General features: G+C 36.5%; 11 protein-coding genes. 8 read left to right on the forward strand and 3 right to left on the reverse strand.

What is annotated here, in order from left to right:
- Positions 1 to 14: 14 nt before the first annotated feature.
- Together QNI15_RS06070 and QNI15_RS06075 are read right to left on the reverse strand one after the other, a co-directional pair.
- Complete coding sequence (locus QNI15_RS06070; RefSeq protein WP_314031026.1) at positions 15 to 1,676, reverse strand: FAD-dependent oxidoreductase; 1,662 nt, start codon at positions 1,674 to 1,676, stop codon at positions 15 to 17.
- Positions 1,677 to 1,769: 93 nt separating this feature from the next.
- Positions 1,770 to 3,155: an ATP-binding protein gene (locus QNI15_RS06075; RefSeq protein WP_314031027.1), complete on the reverse strand. Its 1,386-nt coding sequence runs from the start codon at positions 3,153 to 3,155 to the stop codon at positions 1,770 to 1,772.
- Positions 3,156 to 3,684: 529 nt separating this feature from the next.
- On the opposite strand from QNI15_RS06075, the gene QNI15_RS06080 reads away from it, so the two are divergent.
- The 7 genes from QNI15_RS06080 to QNI15_RS06110 all read left to right on the forward strand — a co-directional run bounded on the left by QNI15_RS06080 (position 3,685) and on the right by QNI15_RS06110 (position 16,971).
- Positions 3,685 to 6,864: a SusC/RagA family TonB-linked outer membrane protein gene (locus QNI15_RS06080; RefSeq protein ID WP_314031028.1), complete on the forward strand. Its 3,180-nt coding sequence runs from the start codon at positions 3,685 to 3,687 to the stop codon at positions 6,862 to 6,864.
- Positions 6,865 to 6,906: 42 nt separating this feature from the next.
- The gene (locus QNI15_RS06085) at positions 6,907 to 8,421 is read left to right on the forward strand and encodes a SusD/RagB family nutrient-binding outer membrane lipoprotein (RefSeq protein WP_314031029.1); all 1,515 of its coding nucleotides are present in this window, start codon (positions 6,907 to 6,909) and stop codon (positions 8,419 to 8,421) included.
- Between the two features lie 31 nt (positions 8,422 to 8,452).
- Positions 8,453 to 9,313 (forward strand): BT_3987 domain-containing protein, encoded by an 861-nt coding sequence (locus tag QNI15_RS06090; RefSeq protein ID WP_313976636.1) that lies wholly within the window; start codon positions 8,453 to 8,455, stop codon positions 9,311 to 9,313.
- Positions 9,314 to 10,478: 1,165 nt separating this feature from the next.
- Positions 10,479 to 13,670: a SusC/RagA family TonB-linked outer membrane protein gene (locus QNI15_RS06095; RefSeq protein WP_314031030.1), complete on the forward strand. Its 3,192-nt coding sequence runs from the start codon at positions 10,479 to 10,481 to the stop codon at positions 13,668 to 13,670.
- Positions 13,671 to 13,741: 71 nt separating this feature from the next.
- Positions 13,742 to 15,289: a SusD/RagB family nutrient-binding outer membrane lipoprotein gene (locus QNI15_RS06100; RefSeq protein ID WP_314031031.1), complete on the forward strand. Its 1,548-nt coding sequence runs from the start codon at positions 13,742 to 13,744 to the stop codon at positions 15,287 to 15,289.
- 95 nt (positions 15,290 to 15,384) lie between these two features.
- Positions 15,385 to 16,188: a BT_3987 domain-containing protein gene (locus tag QNI15_RS06105; RefSeq protein WP_314031032.1), complete on the forward strand. Its 804-nt coding sequence runs from the start codon at positions 15,385 to 15,387 to the stop codon at positions 16,186 to 16,188.
- Between the two features lie 51 nt (positions 16,189 to 16,239).
- Complete coding sequence (locus QNI15_RS06110; RefSeq protein ID WP_314031033.1) at positions 16,240 to 16,971, forward strand: hypothetical protein; 732 nt, start codon at positions 16,240 to 16,242, stop codon at positions 16,969 to 16,971.
- Positions 16,972 to 17,037: 66 nt separating this feature from the next.
- Here QNI15_RS06110 and QNI15_RS06115 read toward each other — a convergent pair whose 3' ends face one another.
- Positions 17,038 to 19,881, reverse strand: coding sequence for a M16 family metallopeptidase (locus tag QNI15_RS06115; RefSeq protein WP_314031034.1), 2,844 nt, complete (start codon positions 19,879 to 19,881; stop codon positions 17,038 to 17,040).
- Between the two features lie 415 nt (positions 19,882 to 20,296).
- Between QNI15_RS06115 and QNI15_RS06120 the strand changes: the two genes are divergently transcribed.
- Positions 20,297 to 21,028: a hypothetical protein gene (locus tag QNI15_RS06120; protein WP_314031035.1), complete on the forward strand. Its 732-nt coding sequence runs from the start codon at positions 20,297 to 20,299 to the stop codon at positions 21,026 to 21,028.
- Positions 21,029 to 21,048 lie beyond the last annotated feature (20 nt).

Genomic DNA, 21,048 nt, shown 5'->3' on the forward strand with positions numbered 1-21,048 from the left:
AATGGGGTAATAATTTATATTTCTGCCAGGTATTTATGTACAAAGCTAATCGCCATAGCTCCTTCTCCCACAGCTGAGGCGACTCTGTTCATAGCTGTTGCCCGTACATCACCTGACGCAAAGATACCTGGAACACATGTTTCCAGAGGATATGGCTCCCTTTCCAGTTTCCAGGATTTCTTAAAATTGGAGTAAAGAAATAAATTACGGCCTGTCTCTATAAATCCGCGAGGATCTTTAAACAGATTAATAGGCATCCAGTCTGTAAAAGGTTTTGCTCCAATAAAGATAAATAAAGAATCGGCATGTAAAGTTTGGATATTACCGGAGTTCAGTTCTTTTATATCCAGTTCCTGAAGATGGCCATTACCTCGTGCTTCCACAATTTCAGAACAAGGTAGTAGCCGGATATTGGGTGTATCCTTAATTTGATCAATTAGATAATGAGACATAGTCTCAGTCAGATCAGGACGACGAATGACAAGATAAACAGTTTTGGCGTATTGAGACAAATACATAGCACCTTGTCCCGCAGAGTTGCCTCCACCTACAACAAAAACCTCCCGATCTCTGCATCCATTGGCTTCTGTAGTTGCTGCGCCATAGTATACCCCAGCGCCAGTAAAATCAGAAACACCTTTGGTATCAAGTTTACGATAATCGACTCCTGTAGCGATAATCAGACTTCTGGTATTGATTTTTGCTCCAGTTGAAAGAGTGAGTATTTTGTAATTATCCTGTAACTCAATATCGACTACTTCTGCTGGAGAGAGAAATTCTACACCAAAGCGTGTTGCCTGGGTTATTGCTCTTCGCGACAGGTCTGAACCACTAAGCCCTGAAGGAAATCCAAGGTAATTTTCAATGCGTGAACTTGTACCGGCCTGGCCTCCAGGTGCTCGTTTTTCAATAAGCAATGTTTTGAGTCCTTCAGACCCTCCATATACAGCCGCAGATAATCCGGCAGGTCCAGCTCCAATAATAACAACATCGTATAATTCGGCTGACGCATGAGGTTTTAAGCCCAGTCGTTCTGCTATTTCCGTTACAGAAGGGTCCTTTAAGTAAGTACCATCTTCAAGCAAAACAACCGGAAGGTCTTTCATATCAATAGAATAAGTTACCAGCAGTTCTTTAGCTTTGTCGCTGGTCTCAGCATCCATCCATTGATATGGGAATAAATTGCCCGAAAGAAAATCTTTTATATCATGAGATTTTGGAGAGAACTGGAACCCAATAACTCGTAATCCTTCATAGTCAGGAGTATAGTTATTTTGCCAGGCTTCTAGTAAATCATTTAATACTGGAAACATTTTTTCTTCGGGTGGGTCCCATGGCTTCATCAGATAGTAATCCAATTGCACATCATTGATCGCCTTAATAGCAGCATCTGTATCTGAATAGGCAGTCAGAAGGACTCTCTTGGCTTCGGGAAATTCTTTTTTTGCTTTACTCAGATAATCAACTCCCAGCATTTCAGGCATACGCTGGTCTGAGATTAACATAGCTACTGTCTCGTTTTTCTTTTTTAATTCTTTTAATGCATTAAGTGCTTCACTGGCAGATTCTGTACTCAGAATTTTATAGTCTTTTCTGTAAGTGCTTCGTAAATCGCGCGATAGGGCCCGTAACACCTGAGGGTCATCATCGACAGCTATTATAATAGGTTGTTTCATTTCTATATGCTAAGTGGGTGAATATGTGATGTATGGTTCTCTAAAAATTGTTTCGCAAAGGAACATAGAAACAGAAGGGATAAAGTTATACAATTAATCAATAGGAAGACAAACATTGAATTCTGTTTGTCCTGGTTTAGAGTTAACTTTTATTTTTCCATTGTGTTGTTTAATAATGCTTAGTACAATTTCCAGTCCGAGACCAGTTCCTTTTCCAACAGGTTTTGTTGTAAAAAACGGATCAAATATCATTCCCATGATTTCTTCGGGAATGCCAATGCCATTATCAATAATCTTGGTTATGATAAAGTTTCTGTCTTTAAATGCCTCAATCTGAAGCTTACCCTGATCTTCCATAGCATCAATTGCATTGTCTATCAGATTAGTCCATACCTGATTCATTTCCCCAATATTTATATTAATCTGAGGCAAATCAGTTGGAATATCAAGCTTTACTTCAATATTTTTTGTCTTCAGCTTATGCTGCAGGATAGTTAACGTGCTTTGTAAACCTTCGCGTAAATTTACTTTTTGTTTATCTGCCCCTCCATCCATATGAGAGTACTCTTTGATGGCCTTAACTAGCTTTGAGATTCTTGTTGATGCTTCTGCAATTTCACTTACCATTTTCTCGGTAGTCAGTACATTACAGAGCCATTCCAAAACAGAGGGGAGAGAGTTTGTTGAAACTTTCTGATGAATAAAATCCAGATCATTGGCTGTCAGGTCATAATCAACAAAACACTCTGCTATTTCATAGGCATTGTTTAATCCATGTTCTTCGAGCCAGTCTGTTAGCTCATCTTCCAGAGATGTTCTTTCCATGAGTGAAATATTGATTTTAGGACCAGCTTTGATCTTAGAAAATAATACTTCATTTACCTGATCTACTTGTTCTACTGTTAGTTGCATGGAAACTACTTTTTTGAGCTTTAGCGGAACAGAATTCAGATGTTTTTTTAGTGCATCTGAGCTTCTGATAACGGCAGCTGCAGGGTTGTTAAGTTCATGGGCAAGTCCGGCTGAAAGCTTTCCTAAAGAAATCATTTTTTCATTCTGTTGCTGAAACTTTGTGAAGTCTCTAACCCGATCAATCATCAAATGAACCAACATCTCTGTTAGTTCATATTGTGTTTGAATCATTTCCGGGAAATGATTTGTATGTAAAGCTAGTAATAGAGTAGGGTCTACTGCTACTCCGTTGCCATTGGCCTTCTGGAGACGAGAGTAGGGTAGACTTCCACCTATATGACCTTTTTCATTATACCCAAACTCTATTTGCTGGTTTCCCTGCATAAAAAAAATGCGCAAACGACCTTTCAATACAATAAAAAGTTTATCCACAAGGTCTCCTTTTCGGAATGCATAGTCTCCTATTTGTAAGCTCAACAGTTCACTATGATCCATTAACCATTGGATCTGATCTTTAGGAATAGAGGAGAAGTGCGTGTTTGACTCTAACTCTTGCTGTATGTTCATAAATCAATAGTAAATAAGAGATCAACATTATAGAGATTACATACCTGTAATAAAGCGAAACCGATTCAAAAAAAATATAGGTAAATGAAAATTGTATTTTACTTATGATGTGTATATGTCTTTTCTGATACATCTCTCATATTTAATGGAAATATGGTTTAAATCATACTACCTTCTATTTGTATAAATTTTAGAGAATTAAGGTCTGTTTTCATTTCTATTTATGTTAAACACAAAATTTATTTAGATCATAATATTGTTGTTTATTTTGTTTTTTACTTATTTAGCAGAATAATTTTAGGTGTAAAAATGCTATTTCAGTCTTTTTTCTTTTTATGTTGTTTTGCTGTTCGTTGTGAATAAGCCTTCTGTATATGTGAAAAACAGTGAAAATATATTACATGATACACAGAATAGTGATTTAATAGTATTAATTGAAGTTTACAAATATGTGATTTTTCTTATATGTATCGATAAGCTATGGATTAATTAAGTTTCTCTTTAAAAACCAAACTTTAAACCTTGATTTATGAAAAAAATTTTACTGGTTTGTTTAAAATTTCTACTTTGTGTAGGGTATTTAGTTGCACAGGATAGGGTAATTACTGGAAAGGTTACAGATTCTGGTGACGGTACTCCACTTCCCGGAGTAAATATCCTTATTAAAGGAACAAACAGAGGAACAAGTACAGATTCTAATGGAAAGTTCCAGTTGTCAGTACCTGGTGAGACTCAGACGTTAATAGTCTCCTTTATTGGCTTTGTTACAAAAGAGGTCTCTATTGGTAATAGTTCAGCAATTGATATTGCATTGAGCAGTGATGTTCACTCATTGCAAGAGGTGGTTATTGGAGCATTAGGGATTCAGCGCCAATCAAAAGAACTTGGCTATTCTGTTGGTAAAGTAAAGTCGGATGAGCTTAATCAGGCAAAAGCACTCAATGCCGCAACTGCACTTTCTGGAAAAGTAGCAGGTCTTCAGGTAAATACTATAAATAACGGTGTCAATCCTTCAACACGTATTGTATTAAGAGGTAACCGCTCTTTAGTTGGGGATAATCAGGCATTAGTTGTAATAGATGGGGTTCAGGTTCCTCAGGATGCCATCAATTATCTGAATCCAAATGATATAGAAAGTATAAATGTTCTTAAGGGAGCAAATGCTGCTGCTTTGTATGGGTCTTCTGCTTCAAATGGCGCTTTGATAATTACAACAAAAAGAGGAGCAAGTCCAGAACCACGAATTACTTTTACAAACACGTCAAGTTTGGAAAGTATAAGTTTTATGCCAAAGTTTAATGATAGATTTGGTGGCGGAACTGAGAATTATAGCCGTATTTTTGTTCCATTTGAAAATCAATCCTATGGCCCGGAATACACAACAGGGCCAGTAGAGTCTTCTGTTGATGGAGCTGTTGAAGGGACATTAATTCCTATAGGGCGAGAGTTGGAAGATGGTACACGTCAAAAAATACCCTATTTGCCATTAAAAGATGAAAGACGGAAAGCATTTGATGTTGGACGTACCACGCAAAATGACTTTTCAATCCAGGTTGGAGATAAGTCAGGAGGCTTTTTCTTTTCCTTACAGGATGTTGTTACAAAAGGTGTTCTACCTGGTGATGAATACAGAAGGACTGGTGGACGTTTTAATGCAGATCGTACTTATAAAGGTTTGAAAGCTGGATTTAACTTAGCCTATTCTCAGGTAGCTACCAATACTACTACTTCCAATTTTTACAACAATATACTGAATACTCCATCTTATATTCCTATATCAACATACAGAAACTGGCGTGATTATAAGAATGCGGATGGTTCTTTGAATTACGCTAACCCAAATAACTACTACAATGATTATTTTGATAATCCTTATTTTAGTAAGGACATTAACCGAAATTCAAATCGGGTAGGGTATTTGACTGGAGGCTTTGATCTTTCCTATCAGGCAACAAGTTGGCTTTCTTTTGCTTATCGTGCAGGTCTTACTTATAACACATATAGTGGAAAAAACTGGTCTGAAAAGTTTACATATACGGACTTTGCTAAAGCATCTGGTAAATACAATGCAAAAGATTTGGCTGGTAATGCTTCTGATTATAGTGCTTATGAAAGTCAGATAAATACTGATTTCTTAATTACTATGAAAAAGAATATAGGAGTATTTTCTGGTACCTTGATCTTAGGTAATAATATTCGTCAGAAAACCTCAAAGTATGTTAACGCAGGTGTTTCCTCTTTAGTTATATCCGGATTATATAATCTTAGCAACTTAACAGGGCAGGCTACTGTTGGTGAAAGTAACTATACTTCTCGTTTGCTGGGCTTTTATGGTGATTTCACTTTAGGATATAGAGACTTTGTTTTTGTGCATGCCTCTGCTCGTGAAGATGTGACTTCTGTGCTGGCACCACAAAATCGTAGTTATTTTTATCCTGGAGTAGATGTGTCTTTGGTTCTTTCTGATATGATTCCTGCAATTAAAAACAGCAATACAATCACCTATGCAAAACTAACTGCTGCTGCTACAAAAGTAGGTGGTGTTAATGTTGGGCCATATGAATTGCAAACTGTGTTTAATACAAGTGGTGGATTTCCTTATGGTAGCTTACCAGGGTTTACATATGGAAATACAATAAAAGATCCTTTGTTAAAGCCGGAATTTACAACATCTTATGAAGTAGGTGGAGAAGTGGGCTTGTTTAATAACAGAGTGAATCTGGAGTTGGCATATTATACTCAAAAGACTACTAATCAGACTGTAAGTATCGATATTTCTGGTACAACAGGTTTTTCAAGAGCCACTATCAATACAGGAGCCATGCTTAACAGGGGATACGAGGTTACGCTTAAAGGAACTCCTGTAAACACAAGTTATGGTTTAAAGTGGGATGTAAATTTTAATTATAGCTATGTAGATAATAAAATCTTGTCTCTATATGAAGGGTTAGACGAAATTAACTTAAGCTCTTATTATGGAGTTGTTAACTCAAGCCTTTATCAGGTATTTGCACGTGTAGGAGAACAATATCCTATTATGAAGGTTGTTGCTTACAAGAGAGATCCTCAGGGGCGTGTTATTGTAGATGCAAACACAGGGTATCCTGTTAAGGATCCAAATCTGAAGTCTATGGGGCAAACTAATCCAAAGCATAGATTAGGATTATCTACAACCATAAAATACAAAGGTCTAGCATTGAGTGCATTGGCTGAGTATAGAGGTGGAAACGTAGTGGCTCATGGTTTAGCTGAAACTATGTGGTTTACTGGTCTGGCTGGACCAACAACAAATTATGGTCGTGAGCGCTTTATTTTCCCTAATTCTGTATACCAATCCGGATCAAATGCAGATGGAACACCTGTCTATGTTGAGAACAAAGATGTCGCATTGAAAGATGGTGGTTTAGGTGCATGGGATAGTAATTTAAGAAATATAGGAGAGAACTTTGTGACTAGTGGAGCATTCTGGAAATTAAGAGAAGTTTCATTAAGTTATGATGTGCCTACATCTTTATTGTCTAAGACAAAAGTATTAAAAACTGCTAAAATTAGCCTCGTAGGTAGAAACTTGTTGACTCTACTTCCTAAGGCTAATGTGTATACTGATCCTGAGTTTAATAATACTACTACTAACGCAGTTGGAGTTAATGCCACATACATTACTCCTCCAACACGTACCTATGGTTTTTCTGTGTCTGTTGGTCTTTAATTAAGTAGTATTATAATAACAACCCTTAACGTAAGAAACTCAATGAAGAAATATATTTATACAATTGCATTGGCTATTTCGCTGATAGGATTGAGTAGTTGTGAAGGTTTTCTTGATGTAAATGATAATCCTAATCAAGCTGTTTCATCAACACCAGACTTAGTAATTGCCGCAGCTTTAAATAATACAGCTGCTCGTCTTGCTCACCATGAAATAGGTGCTTTCTGGGTTGGACAATGGTCTCCTACTGGTAGTGTTTCTGGCTTTAATGAACAGAAAACCTATGATATTACAACTAACTTTCTGAATGGAACTTGGATAGGCATATATGACAATTTGGAAGATTATCTATATGTAGAGCAAAATGCTGCCAATAGAAAAAGTTTAAGTGGTATAGCGAAAGTTATGAAAGCATACAACTATCAGTTACTAGTTGATATGTATAATAACGTTCCCTATTCAGATGCTTTGAAGGGAACTGCATCTATACGTCCACAATACGATGAAGGACAAGTGATTTATGATGACTTAATCACTGTGTTGGATGATGCAATTGTGGATTTGACAGTACCTGTTTCTGGAGATAACCCTTCCGCTGGTTCTGCTGATATTTATTTTGGTGGAAACATAACAAAATGGCGCAAGTTTGCTAATACATTAAAGTTACGTATACTTCTCCGTCAAATTAATGTTGCTGGAAAAGAAAATTACATTAAGGAGCAGATTGCCAAAATTGCTGCAGAAGGTTCTGGTTTTTTGGGTGCAGATGAGAATGTACTATCTAATCCAGGTTATACTAAATCTTCTGGTAAGATGAATCAGTTCTATGAAGCTTATGGCTTTACTGCAGCAGATAAAAAAGCTGGAAATAGAGATTTTTATTGTTACTCTAAGTTCTTTGTTGATAATATGAAGAGTACAAATGATATGGCTCGTTTGGCTCGTTTAGCAACTACCGCTACTGCTGCTCCTTATACTGGACAATACAGAGGACCTGAATTTGGAGAAGGAAATGATGACTATCTAGCAACGAAGGTTTCATTGTTTGGACCTGCTATTGCTGATCCTCCCAAGGCACTTGGTGGTACAAATGATAATGGATATGCAAGATCTATGGTCGTAATGACTTCTGCAGAAAGCTTTTTTCTACAAGCTGAAGCTGTACAAAGAGGGTATTTATCTGGAGATGCTAAAACTTTGTTTGAATCTGGAATAACTGAATCTTTTAAGCTTTTAGGTGTTACTGATGCTTCTACTGCTGCCTCAGATTATTACAATCAAAGTATTTCTAATGTTAGTTGGAATTCTTCGAGTGATAAGATTGAGGCAATTGTTTATCAAAAGTGGGTGGCTTTGACAAGTTATAATGGTTTTGAAGCTTGGTGTGAATACAGGAGAACAGGCGTACCTGATGTTCCTCTTTCAACACGGGCTATAGGTATTCAACAGCCAGTAAGAATTTTGTATCCTGCTTCTGAATATAGTACCAATGCGGCTAATGTAAAAGAACAGGGTGCAATCAGCCAATTTACAAGTAAAATATTCTGGATTAAATAAATTAACTATTCAAACGCATTGACGAATAATCATGAAAAGACCTTTATATGTTATTATATCTTTCTGTTGCCTTGTCTTGGGGCTTAGTTCATGCCTTGAAGATGTTGGATATACAGATATTGTAGAGTCAAAGAATGCACAAATGATTGCAAGCTTTTATGGCTCTCAGGGAGGTAATCTTTTGGTAGAGAAATTTGTAGTTGATTCTGCCAAAAAAGTAGAGTTGACTGTAACAGTAGCAGGTCAGTTTGCGCCTGATAAGGACTATGCTGTAACCGTTAGCGGCAATCAAGCTGCTTTAGATAAATATAATAGTATTTATCGTATACCTAATGGGGATGAAGCCTATACATTGTTACCTACTGAGGCGTATACAATAGAAGGTCCGATTGTAGTAAAAAAAGGAGAAAAGGATGCCTCGTTTAATGTAGTTGTGACTGTTCCATCTGGTTTAGACTTCAGTAAAGATTATGCATTAGCATTAGCCATTACCGATGCTTCTGGTGCAACAATTGCGAGTAATGTAGGATATACAGTTATCGCTATCACTGGTTTACCAAATGCATATGAAGGTAATTATCATTCTACTGGATTTTTTCAACATCCAACATCACCCAGAGATATAAATAGAGATAAGCATCTGAGTTCTATCGATAAATTTACAAGTGAAACCGAGTTTGCTGATTTAGCAGGAAATTACAAAATGTGGTTGAAGGTAAATAAAGATAATACTGTTACGATTACACCTAAAGAAACTGCTGCCAGTGTAAGTAGTTTTCAACAAACTGGTACTAATAAATATGATCCGGAAACCAAAACCTTTACATTAAATTATAAATATGTAGGAAGTAATGGAGATAGGATTATAAACGAAACTTTGGTAAAGAAATAGAATCGTATTATTTTGAATCTTTATCCTCACTTTTAAAATTTACAGAAATAAGAGTATGTAAATTATAGCGAGAATCTTAAAAGTATTTTTATTTAACAAGCGGGACAATCTTAAGATTGTCCCGCTTTTGCTTTTTGTACTATTTTATATTGTTTAATCTTTATATATAGTGTTTTAAGTCAATACTGAAAGGCTTTAGTTTAATACTTTTCTTATTTTTTATCTAGTATTTTTTTTGGATAGCTCCACGACCAGATTTATTGTTTTTTTGAGTTTAACTCATTTCTACTTCTATTACCTATCAACTAACTACCTCTCTTCACAGCTAATTACATTATTTGTTTTAATAGGAACAGCTAGTGTGTTATCCACTAATTTAACTTGGATATATGCCCGTTATCTGAGGGTGTTTGGTTTTCCTATACTTGGAATTTTACAGCTTGAAGTGATTTCATTTTGTATTTGTGTCTTTGATTAAAAGGTTTTATACAGCCTTTTAAATATTTACAGAATAAAATACTGATAGGAGGTGTATCAAAATAGTATAAGATTACAACTAGAAATATTAGAAGATGAGGTCAAGTTTACAATGAAAATGTGATTGGGTAATGTAGTTTATAAAAGACTCCTATACACATACATGATAGATGCTATCAGAGTAATTTTCAGGTACTTCTAAGCAAAAAGGTGTATAGGCAAATTTGTAATTTTTTGCCTTTTTTTGATGCAAGAAATTACTTGAGAATATATGTGGTGTAAAATGTTATTGATATCTATCCGACTAATTAGAACGCGAATTATCAAGATAGTGAAATTTATTTCTATGTATTGTTTGTTGATAATTTGGTTTTTTATTTATTTAGCGAAATAATTTTAGTTAATGATCGATATTCCTGTATTAATTTATTGATTATTCGTTGTCTGTAGTTTTTTTTTCTAATACTCATCAAGTGTAGTTTACACATTTGTATACCTTACTAAATGCCTTATGACGGAATAATATCTACAGACATATAAAAAGCAGCATAAAAGTTAATGATTATTATTAAAACCTCGAAATATGAATTGTAATATTTTAAGATTCCTCACCAATAAATAGAAAAGTGATGACCAGCTAGTGATTAAATTATATACTTCAAACTAATCAAACTTTAAACCTTAATTTATGAGAAAACTTTTACTGGTAGGTTTTACATACCTGCTATGTGTTGGGCTTGCCTTGGCTCAGGACAGAACGATAACCGGAAAGGTGACAGATGCAACAGATGGGACACCTCTGCCTGGAGTAAGTGTTAGTGTAAAAGGGACTACCAAAGGAACTACTTCAAGTTCAACGGGTACTTATTCTCTAACTGTTGGCGATGGAGATAAGGTGTTGGTTTTTTCCTTCATTGGATTTAAAGCTCAGGAGGTAGAGATCGGTAATCGTTCTTCTGTAGATATTAAGTTAGCACAGGATGCTACTGAACTAAGTGAAGTAGTTGTAACAACTGCGGGTGGTCTTCAGGCAAGAGTAAGAGAGTTAGGAACTTCTCAAACTATTCTGAAATCACAAGATATTACAGGTGGTAGAGCTGTTAACCTGGCTGGTGGTCTTCAAGGTAAAGTGGCTGGTGCTCAGATCAATGCGACAAGTAGCGGTGTTAACCCTGATTTTCGTATAGTATTACGTGGACAACGCTCTCTTACAGGTAATAACCAGGCGTTAGTTGTTATAGATAATGTTATCGTTCCTAGTTCTGTATTAGGTACACTTAATATGAACGATGTAGAGTCTGTTAACATTCTGCAAGGTGCTGGTGCTGCTGCTATCTATGGATCTCAAGCTTCCAATGGTGCTGTAATCATTACAACTAAAAAAGGAAAAGAAGGTAAGGTTGATATTACTGTTTCTCAAAACGTGCAGTGGTCACAGGTTGCTTTTCTTCCAAAGATTCAGGAAGGGTATGGTCCAGGAGGTTCTGCTTATGGAATAGGTCCTGATGGAAAGCCTGTATTCAACTACCTGGAAAATCAATCCTATGGCCCTCACTTTGATGGGACTTTGAGACCACTTGGTCCAAAACTGGAAGATGGCTCACAGTTATATTCTACATATGACTTTAAACCTGGTCATGATGATTTCTGGAAGATCGGCTTAATTAATCAGACAGATTTTTCTGTTTCATCTGGTGATGAGAAGTCAAGCTTCTATATTTCTGGTCAATATGTAAGTTCAAAAGGTACAACTCCTGGTGATAAATATTCTCGTGGTAATATTCGGGTAAATGGTACAAGAAAAGTAGGAAATACTGTAATGGTAACTTATTCTACTGCTTATGCTCCTGATCACTATGACGTTTCGTCGGCAACATCTAACATTTATTCTAATATGTTGAATATGCCTTCAAACGTGGATATTACTCAATTTAAAGATTGGAGAACTAACAAGTTCGCATCACCAAATGGTTTTTATAATCCATGGTATCAGAACCCTTATTTCCAGGCGGATAATTATAGAAGAGATGAGAGAAATAAGTATTTGACTGGAAATCTGGAAATTAAATTTACTCCTATAAGAGGTCTTGATCTAATTGCTCGTCAAGGTATTTCTTCTCGTTTTTTTACACAAAAGCAATTCAATGGTGCTTACAAGTATAGTAATTACGCAAAAAATACCGATCAAAGTTCAAAAACAGATATTCCAGCGAGTGTAACAGAAACTGCTAACAATTCTACTCAGTTGGTTACTGACTTACTTGGGCAATATGACAAACACTTTGGTGTAATTAATGCTAATTTAGTTGCAGGTACTCAGTTAATTGAAAATACAGGTAGATATCTGACAACAGGAATTGGTGGGTTGATTGTAGATGGTCTCTATAACCTGAGTAATGGTACAGGTACTCCTTTGTATGGAGAGGCTGAATATAAAACCCGTTTAGTTGGTGTATATGGAAAACTGACTTTAGGTTATAAAGATTATTTGTTCTTAACAGCCAGTGGTCGCAATGACTGGGATTCAAGATTGAATAAGGAAAATCGCTCATTCTTTTATCCATCTTTAGAAGCTTCTGCTATTCTGAGTGATATCTTCCCTGAAATGAAAGCAAGTGGATTGATTAACTATGTTAAATTAAGAGGAGGTATTGCGAAGACAGGTCAGGTTAACTTAGGTGGGCTGACTGGATTTCCTGGAAACTTTTCCAATTTTGGAGCTTATTATACTCTGCCTACTTTTAGTAGTAATGTGAGTTATGGCACCAACAATGGTTTTCCTTATGGTAGCCTAGCTGGATATTCTGTGAATAACTCTTTAGTAAGTACTGATCTGAAACCTGAGTTTACCCATACGTATGAAGTTGGTTTAGACTTCAATCTGTGGAATGATAAAATTACATCTGCTGTAACTTACTTCCATAGCCGTACAGATAATCAAACTGTTACTACAAGTGTTTCAAATAGTACAGGATATAATACTTTAACAACGAATGTAGGTGAGACAACCTCTAAAGGAGTTGAATTTCAATTACATGTAACTCCAATCAAAACTCCAGACTGGACTGTGACGGTTGGTGGTAACTACTCTTATCTTGATAACAAAGTAAATTCGATTTCCGAATTATTACCATCATTATCATTGGCAACTTCTGGAAATGCTAATTCTTCTGCTGTTGCAGGTCAATCATTCCCTGTTATTATGGGGCTGGATTATCAACGTGATCCACAAGGACGTGTAATCGTTAGCAAAACAACAGGACTTCCTTCTTCTACAACTTCTAATGTGATTTTGGGAAATGCTACTCCTAAAAATCGTTTAGGTATGGATGCAGTTGTAAACTATAAAAACTTCCGTTTCTCTATCTTATTTGAATATCGTAGTGGATACAAAGTATTCAATGGGATTGGTACTGAGTTAGATTGGTCTGGAACTGGTTACCGAACTGCTTTATATGGACGTGAGAGTTTTGTATTCCCTAATTCAGTTTATCAGGACGGAACAAATGCAGATGGTTCTCCTATCTATGTTGAAAATACAAACATTACCATTGCAAATGGAAATGGTAATAATGGCTTCTGGTCTGATGGGATTAACAGAAACGTTACCTCAAATTATATTTCATCTGGTAACTTCTTAAAATTAAGAGAGATTTCATTATCCTATGACCTGCCTAGTAAATTCACAGGTAAAGTTCTAAAAGGTGCTAATATCAGTGTACAAGGAAGAAACTTGTTTCTGTGGATGGCAAAAGACAATTACTACACTGATCCTGAATATAGTTCAGCAGGCGTGACAGGTAATGGATCTGGTTTGAACGACCTAGGACAAACACCTCCTACCCGTTATTATGGGGCTACATTGACTTTGAGACTGTAATTAGTTGAGAAGAAGCTTGTCAATGTTTCAGGAAGAAATTGATTTTAGACATTAATTTGAAAGAATTAAAAATGAGAAAATTATCGATAGTAATTTGTTTGTTTGTTGCAGTATTGTCATCCTGCAACAACTATCTCGATGTAAATAAGAACCCTAACGCACCAACTGCAGTAACACCAGAACTGGTATTACCACAGGCTCTTACTGCTACTGCCCTTGTATTGAATAACTATAATACATATGGGAGTCAATTGGGTGGTTATGCTGCCAACGCTGGCGGATATGGTGGTTTTAATGAAAACGTATCGTATGCATTTACTCCCAACAACTACAGTGGATTATGGGCTGTTACATATGATAATCTTGAAGATTATCAATATATAATCAACCAAACTGCCGATGTTGATGCAGATATCTATTTCAATGCTGCTGCAAGAATAATGCGTGTATACGATTTTCAATTGTTAGTAGATACATATAATAATGTACCTTATACAGATGCATTGAAAGGTGCTGATATGTTAACTCCAACGTATGATAAGGGCGAAGATATTTATGTAGGCCTTGCTAAAGAACTGGATGATGCTATCACTGCTATTAAAACCGGACAGGCTGCATCTGTGGCTCCAGCTGCTATTGACAATTATGATGTTTTATTTGGCGGAGATATGACTAGCTGGATTCAACTTGCTAATACCATCAAGTTACGGCTTATGGTCCGAGCTAATGGCAAGGTTACTTTTAGTAATACTAGTTTTGATCCAGCGGGTTTTCTGACTACAGATGCCCTGATAAATCCAGGTTATACTCGTGATAATAACAAGCAAAATCCTTTATGGAATACTTGGGGATTTGCCTATAATGGTTCTGCTGGTAATAAAGCATGGATTCCTTCCACTTTCATCCTGGCATTCTATGATGGTACAAAGCTAAAAGATCCAGGTAGAGGAGCTAAAATGTATTATCAATTTCCGTCTACTGGAACAAACCAACTTGGTTTTGAAAGTACGGGTATCCCTAAAAGTCCTGATGGCAGCTTCTGGTATCCAGGTACAGAAAGGACAGGAACCGTAGCCGGTGGATCTACAGGTGCATTGAAAGGGCCAGATGCCGGATACCCTCTTTTTACAGCTGCTGAAAGTTATTTTCTGCAAGCAGAAGGAGCTCTTAACAATATTCTTACCGGTGATGCAAAAGCTTTGTTTGAATCTGGCATTACTGCTTCATTTGAATATGTATATATGCTCCCTAATGGATCATACTCTGGTACTCCAGATGCTGATGCTGCAAGTTATATTGCTAGTAATTCTACTTCCAGACTTGTGAATTTTAATCTGGCAACTACCACAGAGCAAAAGAGGGAGGCTATTGTTACCCAAAAATATATTGCACTTAATATGGTAAACAGCCATGAAGGATGGAATGAGTACAGAAGAACAGGTTATCCTGTTGTATCTGGAACTGCTGCCACAACAACATTTGCCTCAACTGTATCTCAAAGTACCCGTCCTGATAGATTACCTTCCCGAATTCTATATCCAGCATCAGAGATACAATATAATCCAAGCAATGTTGAAACTGCTGATTCCTTTAACTCTCTAATCTTTTGGGCTAAATAACTTATTAAACAGACTATATGAGATTCAATATATTAAAATATCTGTGCTTGTTGGCATTTCCTGTAGTAGCAACCTCTTGTCTTGATGGTGACCCTATGAATATGCCTCCAGATGGAACATCACCAATTGTGATGATGACTTATAATCCTGATGGCGGTACTACTGTTAACTCCGGTCTTCAATACTTTGCTAACTCTGCTTTGCTTAATGATCCTGCGCATCCTACTTTTACCGCGACATATGCAGTGACTATTCAGGGTAAGGTTAACAAAGATGTAGCATTTACTATTGATACCCCAGAAGAGGCTTTAGATGATTATATTGCTACAGATAAGATCAATTATCAGATGATGCCTGATTCTGCTTATGAGTTTGTTAATACTACGGCTACTATTAAATCAGGTGAGACTTATGCGGAGTTCCAAGTAAAGTTCCATCTGGACAAAATTGATTTTACTAAAGATTATATGCTTCCTGTTACTGCTGTAAATGATGCAGGGCTTCCTACTAGTTCAAATCATGGATTTGTATACTTCCATGTTGTTGGTAATCCATATGCTGGTGCTTACAAATCTACTTATACCCTAGAAAGAGCAGAGTCTGCTTCTGCTAACTATGTTGAAGATCCTAAGGTTTTGGTTGCACAAGATAAGGAAGTATTGAAACAACAAGCTGGTAAGCAGCCGTTTAGCAATAATACTGGTATTACATTTTTATTCTACGTAAACGAAGATAATACGGTTACTATTGAAAGTGATCCAGAAGCTGCTGTACAAATAACTCCAAGCAGCAAAACTTCAACATATGATCCTGCTACAAAAACATTTCATCTTTACTATGAATATTTAAATACAGCAGGTAATTACAGAAGATTTAGTGAAACGCTTGTGAAGAAATGATAACAGGTAGTATAGAATTTAAGGTGACTTTAATTTTAATAAATAGCAATTATGTTTAAACAAATATATAATTACGTTCCACTTGTCATTGGTGCTTTATTAGCTTTATCTTCCTGTAAGGATGATGATGATGATAAAATAAAGACATATTCTTCATTGGTTGAGGTAACGAATAGCCCCTTACAGTTTGATAAATACAATATGAATTTATTGTTCTCAACTGATGGTGGGCAAACTTTTGTAGACTATCCACTTATTAAGCCAGGGCAAAAGTATCAGGTAAAAGTGCACAATTCCGGATCTGATTGGTTTTCTGCTGGTGAAGATCTTACTACCGAGGATCATTATAAATTTGATTGGTCTGGATCTGATCCTAAACCTGTAGGTACTGGTGATGGTGGTGTTGCTGAATTTGTTGCAGGCAAAAATAATAGTGTACTTTTGAATGTTACGGATGCTTGTCCTTTCAACGCAGCAGACTGGGCTGGTTCTTATGATGCAACAGAAGATTATGGCTCAACAAGTTCCGGGCCATATGATTTGACGCTTACAGCTGATCCTAGTGTTCCGAATCGATTTATTCTGGACAATTTTTATGATAGTGGATATGAACCCTATATGGATTTTGATGCAACAACTGGTACTGTTAAGTTTCCTAATCAGAATACAGGTGGAGAAGATATAACTGCTTCATCTGGTGTTTACAAAAACTGTACAGGTGAGATAATTATAAAGTTGCATTATGATGGAAGCGATTGGTTTTATAGATTAAAGAAAAAGTGATATTTCAAAATAAAAGAGGCTATTATATAATAGCCTCTTTTATTTTGAAATATCTTCAATAGAATGTCATGGTTTCTTATTTCCTGCCGCCTGTGCTGGTTTCTCTTCTTGTGGCATTCCCATCTTTTTCTTTGCTTTCTCAAAGTCCCCTGCTTTTACAATACTGATCTTGGCAGGATCTATATACTTTTTCATTATTGCATTGATTTGCTCTGGAGTAAGTGCTTTGACTTTATTCTCAAAGTCTTCGTCCCATTTAAAGGTTCTGTTATAAGTCAGGTTATCTTCCAGTTTGCCTGCTATGTAACTATCCTGAGCTCTGGATACCTGATTATTTTGTAACCAGCCTTTTTTTGCTTCCTCTATTTCCTGTTTGGTAAATCCTTCTGTCAGTACTTTCTGTAGTTCTTCCTGAAAGGCTACTTCCAGCTTACCTGCATTTTCTGGTGCATAGATTGCATAAGCTCCCCAACCCCCAATTTTATCTTCGGATTGATCTGCAAATGCATAAGAACCTACACCATAACTGATTCCATCTTTTTGACGAATTCTGGTTGCCAAACGTGAGTTCAAGAAGCCACCACCCAGGATTTCGTTACCTAATAAAAGCGCTGGATAGTCAGGGTCATTATCATTAATTGGAAGTTTTACCTGAGCAAAAAACATAGCATTCGCTTTATCAGGTGTTTCGAAAGATTTATTGATGGCTGCAATATCCTGATAGGTTCTGGTTAAACGACTATAAGGTTTGGGACTCTTCCAGTTTGCCAGAGATTGTGTTACAAGATCTTTTATCTCTTTCTCATCAAAGTCTCCAGAAATAGCCAGATTCGCATTAGATGCACCATAAAAGTCTTTATGGAACTGTTTAATCTGGTCTATTGTGAGTGCGTTAAGTTCAACTATTTGTTCATCAAAGGTGAAATTATATCGTGGATCACTTTTAGGGAAAGGATTTATATATCTATTAAGTTCTGAATAGGCTATACTTTGCGGATCAGACTTTTGTTCTTCAATCTGAGCCAGTTTTTCCTGCTTCAGTTTTTCCCACTCTTCGATAGGAAAGCTAGGTGTCTGAACAAACTCAGAAACTAATTTCAAAACAGCAGGCAGATTGTTACGTAATGTTTCAATATTGACCACACACTTATCGGCTCCTCCATATACATATACTCTTGCTTTCAATTTATCTAGTTCATCCTGTATTTGCTGGCGTGTGTGCTTTTCTGTCCCTCTCATTAACATAGAAACTACCTGAGATCCTACAATGCCTTTGTTTTGTAGACTATTTATATCACCAAATTTAAGTACTAATTGAGCATTCACAGCATCACCTCGTGTTTCCTTTGAAAGAAATGCCATTTTAACTCCGCCAACTGTTTCTCGTTTAGTCCGACTCTCGATATTGGAAGGAGACGGATCAAATACTTCTCCTTGAGCAATTGCCTCACCTCCTTTATAGTCTTTCAATAAAGAGGCAATATCTGGAGCAACTGGTATCTCTGCACGATCCGGATTTTTAGTAGGTATAAATTCACCAAGTGTCCGATTGGATGGTTTCAAATAATTCTGTGCTACTCTATGTACATCTTCCGGAGTCACTTTCTGAATCTGGTCCCGCGTATAGAAAAACAACCTCCAGTCTCCCTGAGCAATATATTCACTTAAATTGATTCCAAAGTCCTCAGGAGAATTGAGAGTGAGTTCGGCATTCTTTGACATTTTGTTTTTGATGCGATCTACCTCCTCCTGAGAAGGGGTATACTTTGCAAAGTCATTAAGGGTTTTTACAAAAATATTTTTAGCACTATCCAGAGAAGATTCCAGACGTATACCTGCATTGTATACAGCTACTCCAGGTTCACGTAAAGCAAAATTGTATCCATATACATAGCTGGCTTTCTTCGTTTCAACCAATGACTTATAGAGCTTTCCTGATGGCTCATCTGTGAGTAATTCTGTCATTACTTCACAAGCTGGAAAATCAGCATGTGCACCTGCTGGAATGTGATAAACTGCGCACAATGCCTGAACATCTCCTGTACGTTGAAGGGATACCAGTCGTTCGCCATCCTGGGTAGGCTCGTCTGTGTAGGTAGTTTGTAATTTACGGGTTGGTTTAGGAATTATACCAAATCTTTCGTTAATAAGCTTCAGTGTTTTCGCCTCATCAATTTTGCCAGCAACAAGTAAGATAGCATTATCTGGCTGGTAATAATTACGATAAAAAGCTTTTAATCTGTCAATAGGTACTTTCTCAATGTCAGCCCGAGCACCAATGGTTGAGTTACCATAGTTGTGCCACAGATAGGCTGATGACACAGTTCTTTGCATCAGTATGTTAGATGGATAGTTTTCTCCCATCTCAAATTCATTTCGAACTACGGTCATTTCGCTTTCCAGATCTTTTTTAGCAATAAAGCTATTAACCATTCTATCTGATTCCATGTCAAGAGCCCAGTGAAGATTCTCATCTGTTGCCTGGAATACTTCGAAATAATTGGTTCTGTCAAGCCAGGTTGTACCATTGGGATTACATCCGTGTGCGGTGAGCTCCTGAGCTACGTTGGGATGCTTAGTTGAGCCTTTAAACACAAGATGTTCCAATAAGTGAGCCATGCCTGTTTCTCCATAATTTTCGTTTCGTGAGCCTACCAGATATGTAATGTTAACAGTAATAGTTTGTTTGGACTGATCTGGAAACAGTAGAACCTTCATACCATTGGACAATACATATTCTGTAATTCCTTCGACAGAAGTAACCTTAACAGGAGCTGAAACCTTAGCCGATGTACCTGATATTGGTTTGGTTGTGGTTTTGGATGTTGTCTTGCTGGGAGTCTGTGCAAAGCTATTCATAGCAAGCAGCAACCCGGCAATTGTCAGAGAGATGGGTATTGAGTGTTTCATAATGACGTAAAAATGAACTAGTTGTAGATGGGAAAATGAAAGTTACATTTAAGATAGCGAAAAACCTTGTAAAAAATCAGGTTTTTATACACTACTGATAATATAATTGTTTGCTTACTAGTAGTACAATAGGGTAGGTGCTACAAGTTGAGATTCTTTAGAGGAGTTGGGAAAATATAAATTGGTTAATTCTGAAACAACTTTGGTGTAAGCTGAAATCTGAATTACTTACTATAGCTTTTTGTGCTTTGTGAGAAAAAAGTACTTTTGTAACGACCTGCAGATGAATAAACAAGAAATTAAATAAAGAATCTGTAAAATCGCAGCTTATAGTAAGTATATGCTTGTTTCGAAATGAAAGATCCCAAGTTTAGTTACTAAAACAATTGCTCAAAAGGTATTCTGTTCTATCTATATGTTACAAAAAATACTACTTTATTTTTTGGTGTTGTTTACTTGTACTTTTGGCGTTTTTGAAAGTATACAAGCCCAGTCATCTGTACAAGGTGCTCAAACAAAAGAACCTGATAAATCACCTTCAGATAAACATTCTCCGACACGTTTATTGGAAATTGGTATAGGGCCAACTGCTTATAAAGGAGACTTGGCTAGCAGTTATCGTAAATGGGCATCTGCTTTTTATATAGGTGTGAAATTTAATCGCAAGCATCGGGTCAATGGTCATTTGAATTTGGCAATAGGCTCTATAACAGGACAAAATCCAAGTTATGTATTTACTGGTGAGTCAGAAACAACTCCTACACCGAATCTGTATTTTAAGACAACATTTTTTTCATTGAATTATGATCTACAGATTAATCTGATAAAAACACCTCGTTGGATTGTATATGTGAGTCAAGGTATCGGATTTATGCGTTATAATCCTAAAGATGAGTATGGGAATAATTTTCAGGATCAACTGAATACTCGTGCTGCTAATGAAACATATGGAAGTATATCTGCCATTTTACCTACACAGGCTGGAGTAATATATCTATTGCCTAATGGATATGGTGCTGGAATACAGGGAGGATGGCTCAATACACAGACAGACTATCTGGATAATATATCACAATGGGGGAACCGTAGTAAAAAGGATAATGCCTTATGGTTGAAATTTCAGTTTATAGTACCTCTGACATTTTAGTAATCAAAAGCCTCTTTATA

Source organism: Xanthocytophaga flava, assembly GCF_030068545.1.
In the GTDB taxonomy this organism is placed as follows: Bacteria; Bacteroidota; Bacteroidia; order Cytophagales; family 172606-1; genus Xanthocytophaga; species Xanthocytophaga flava.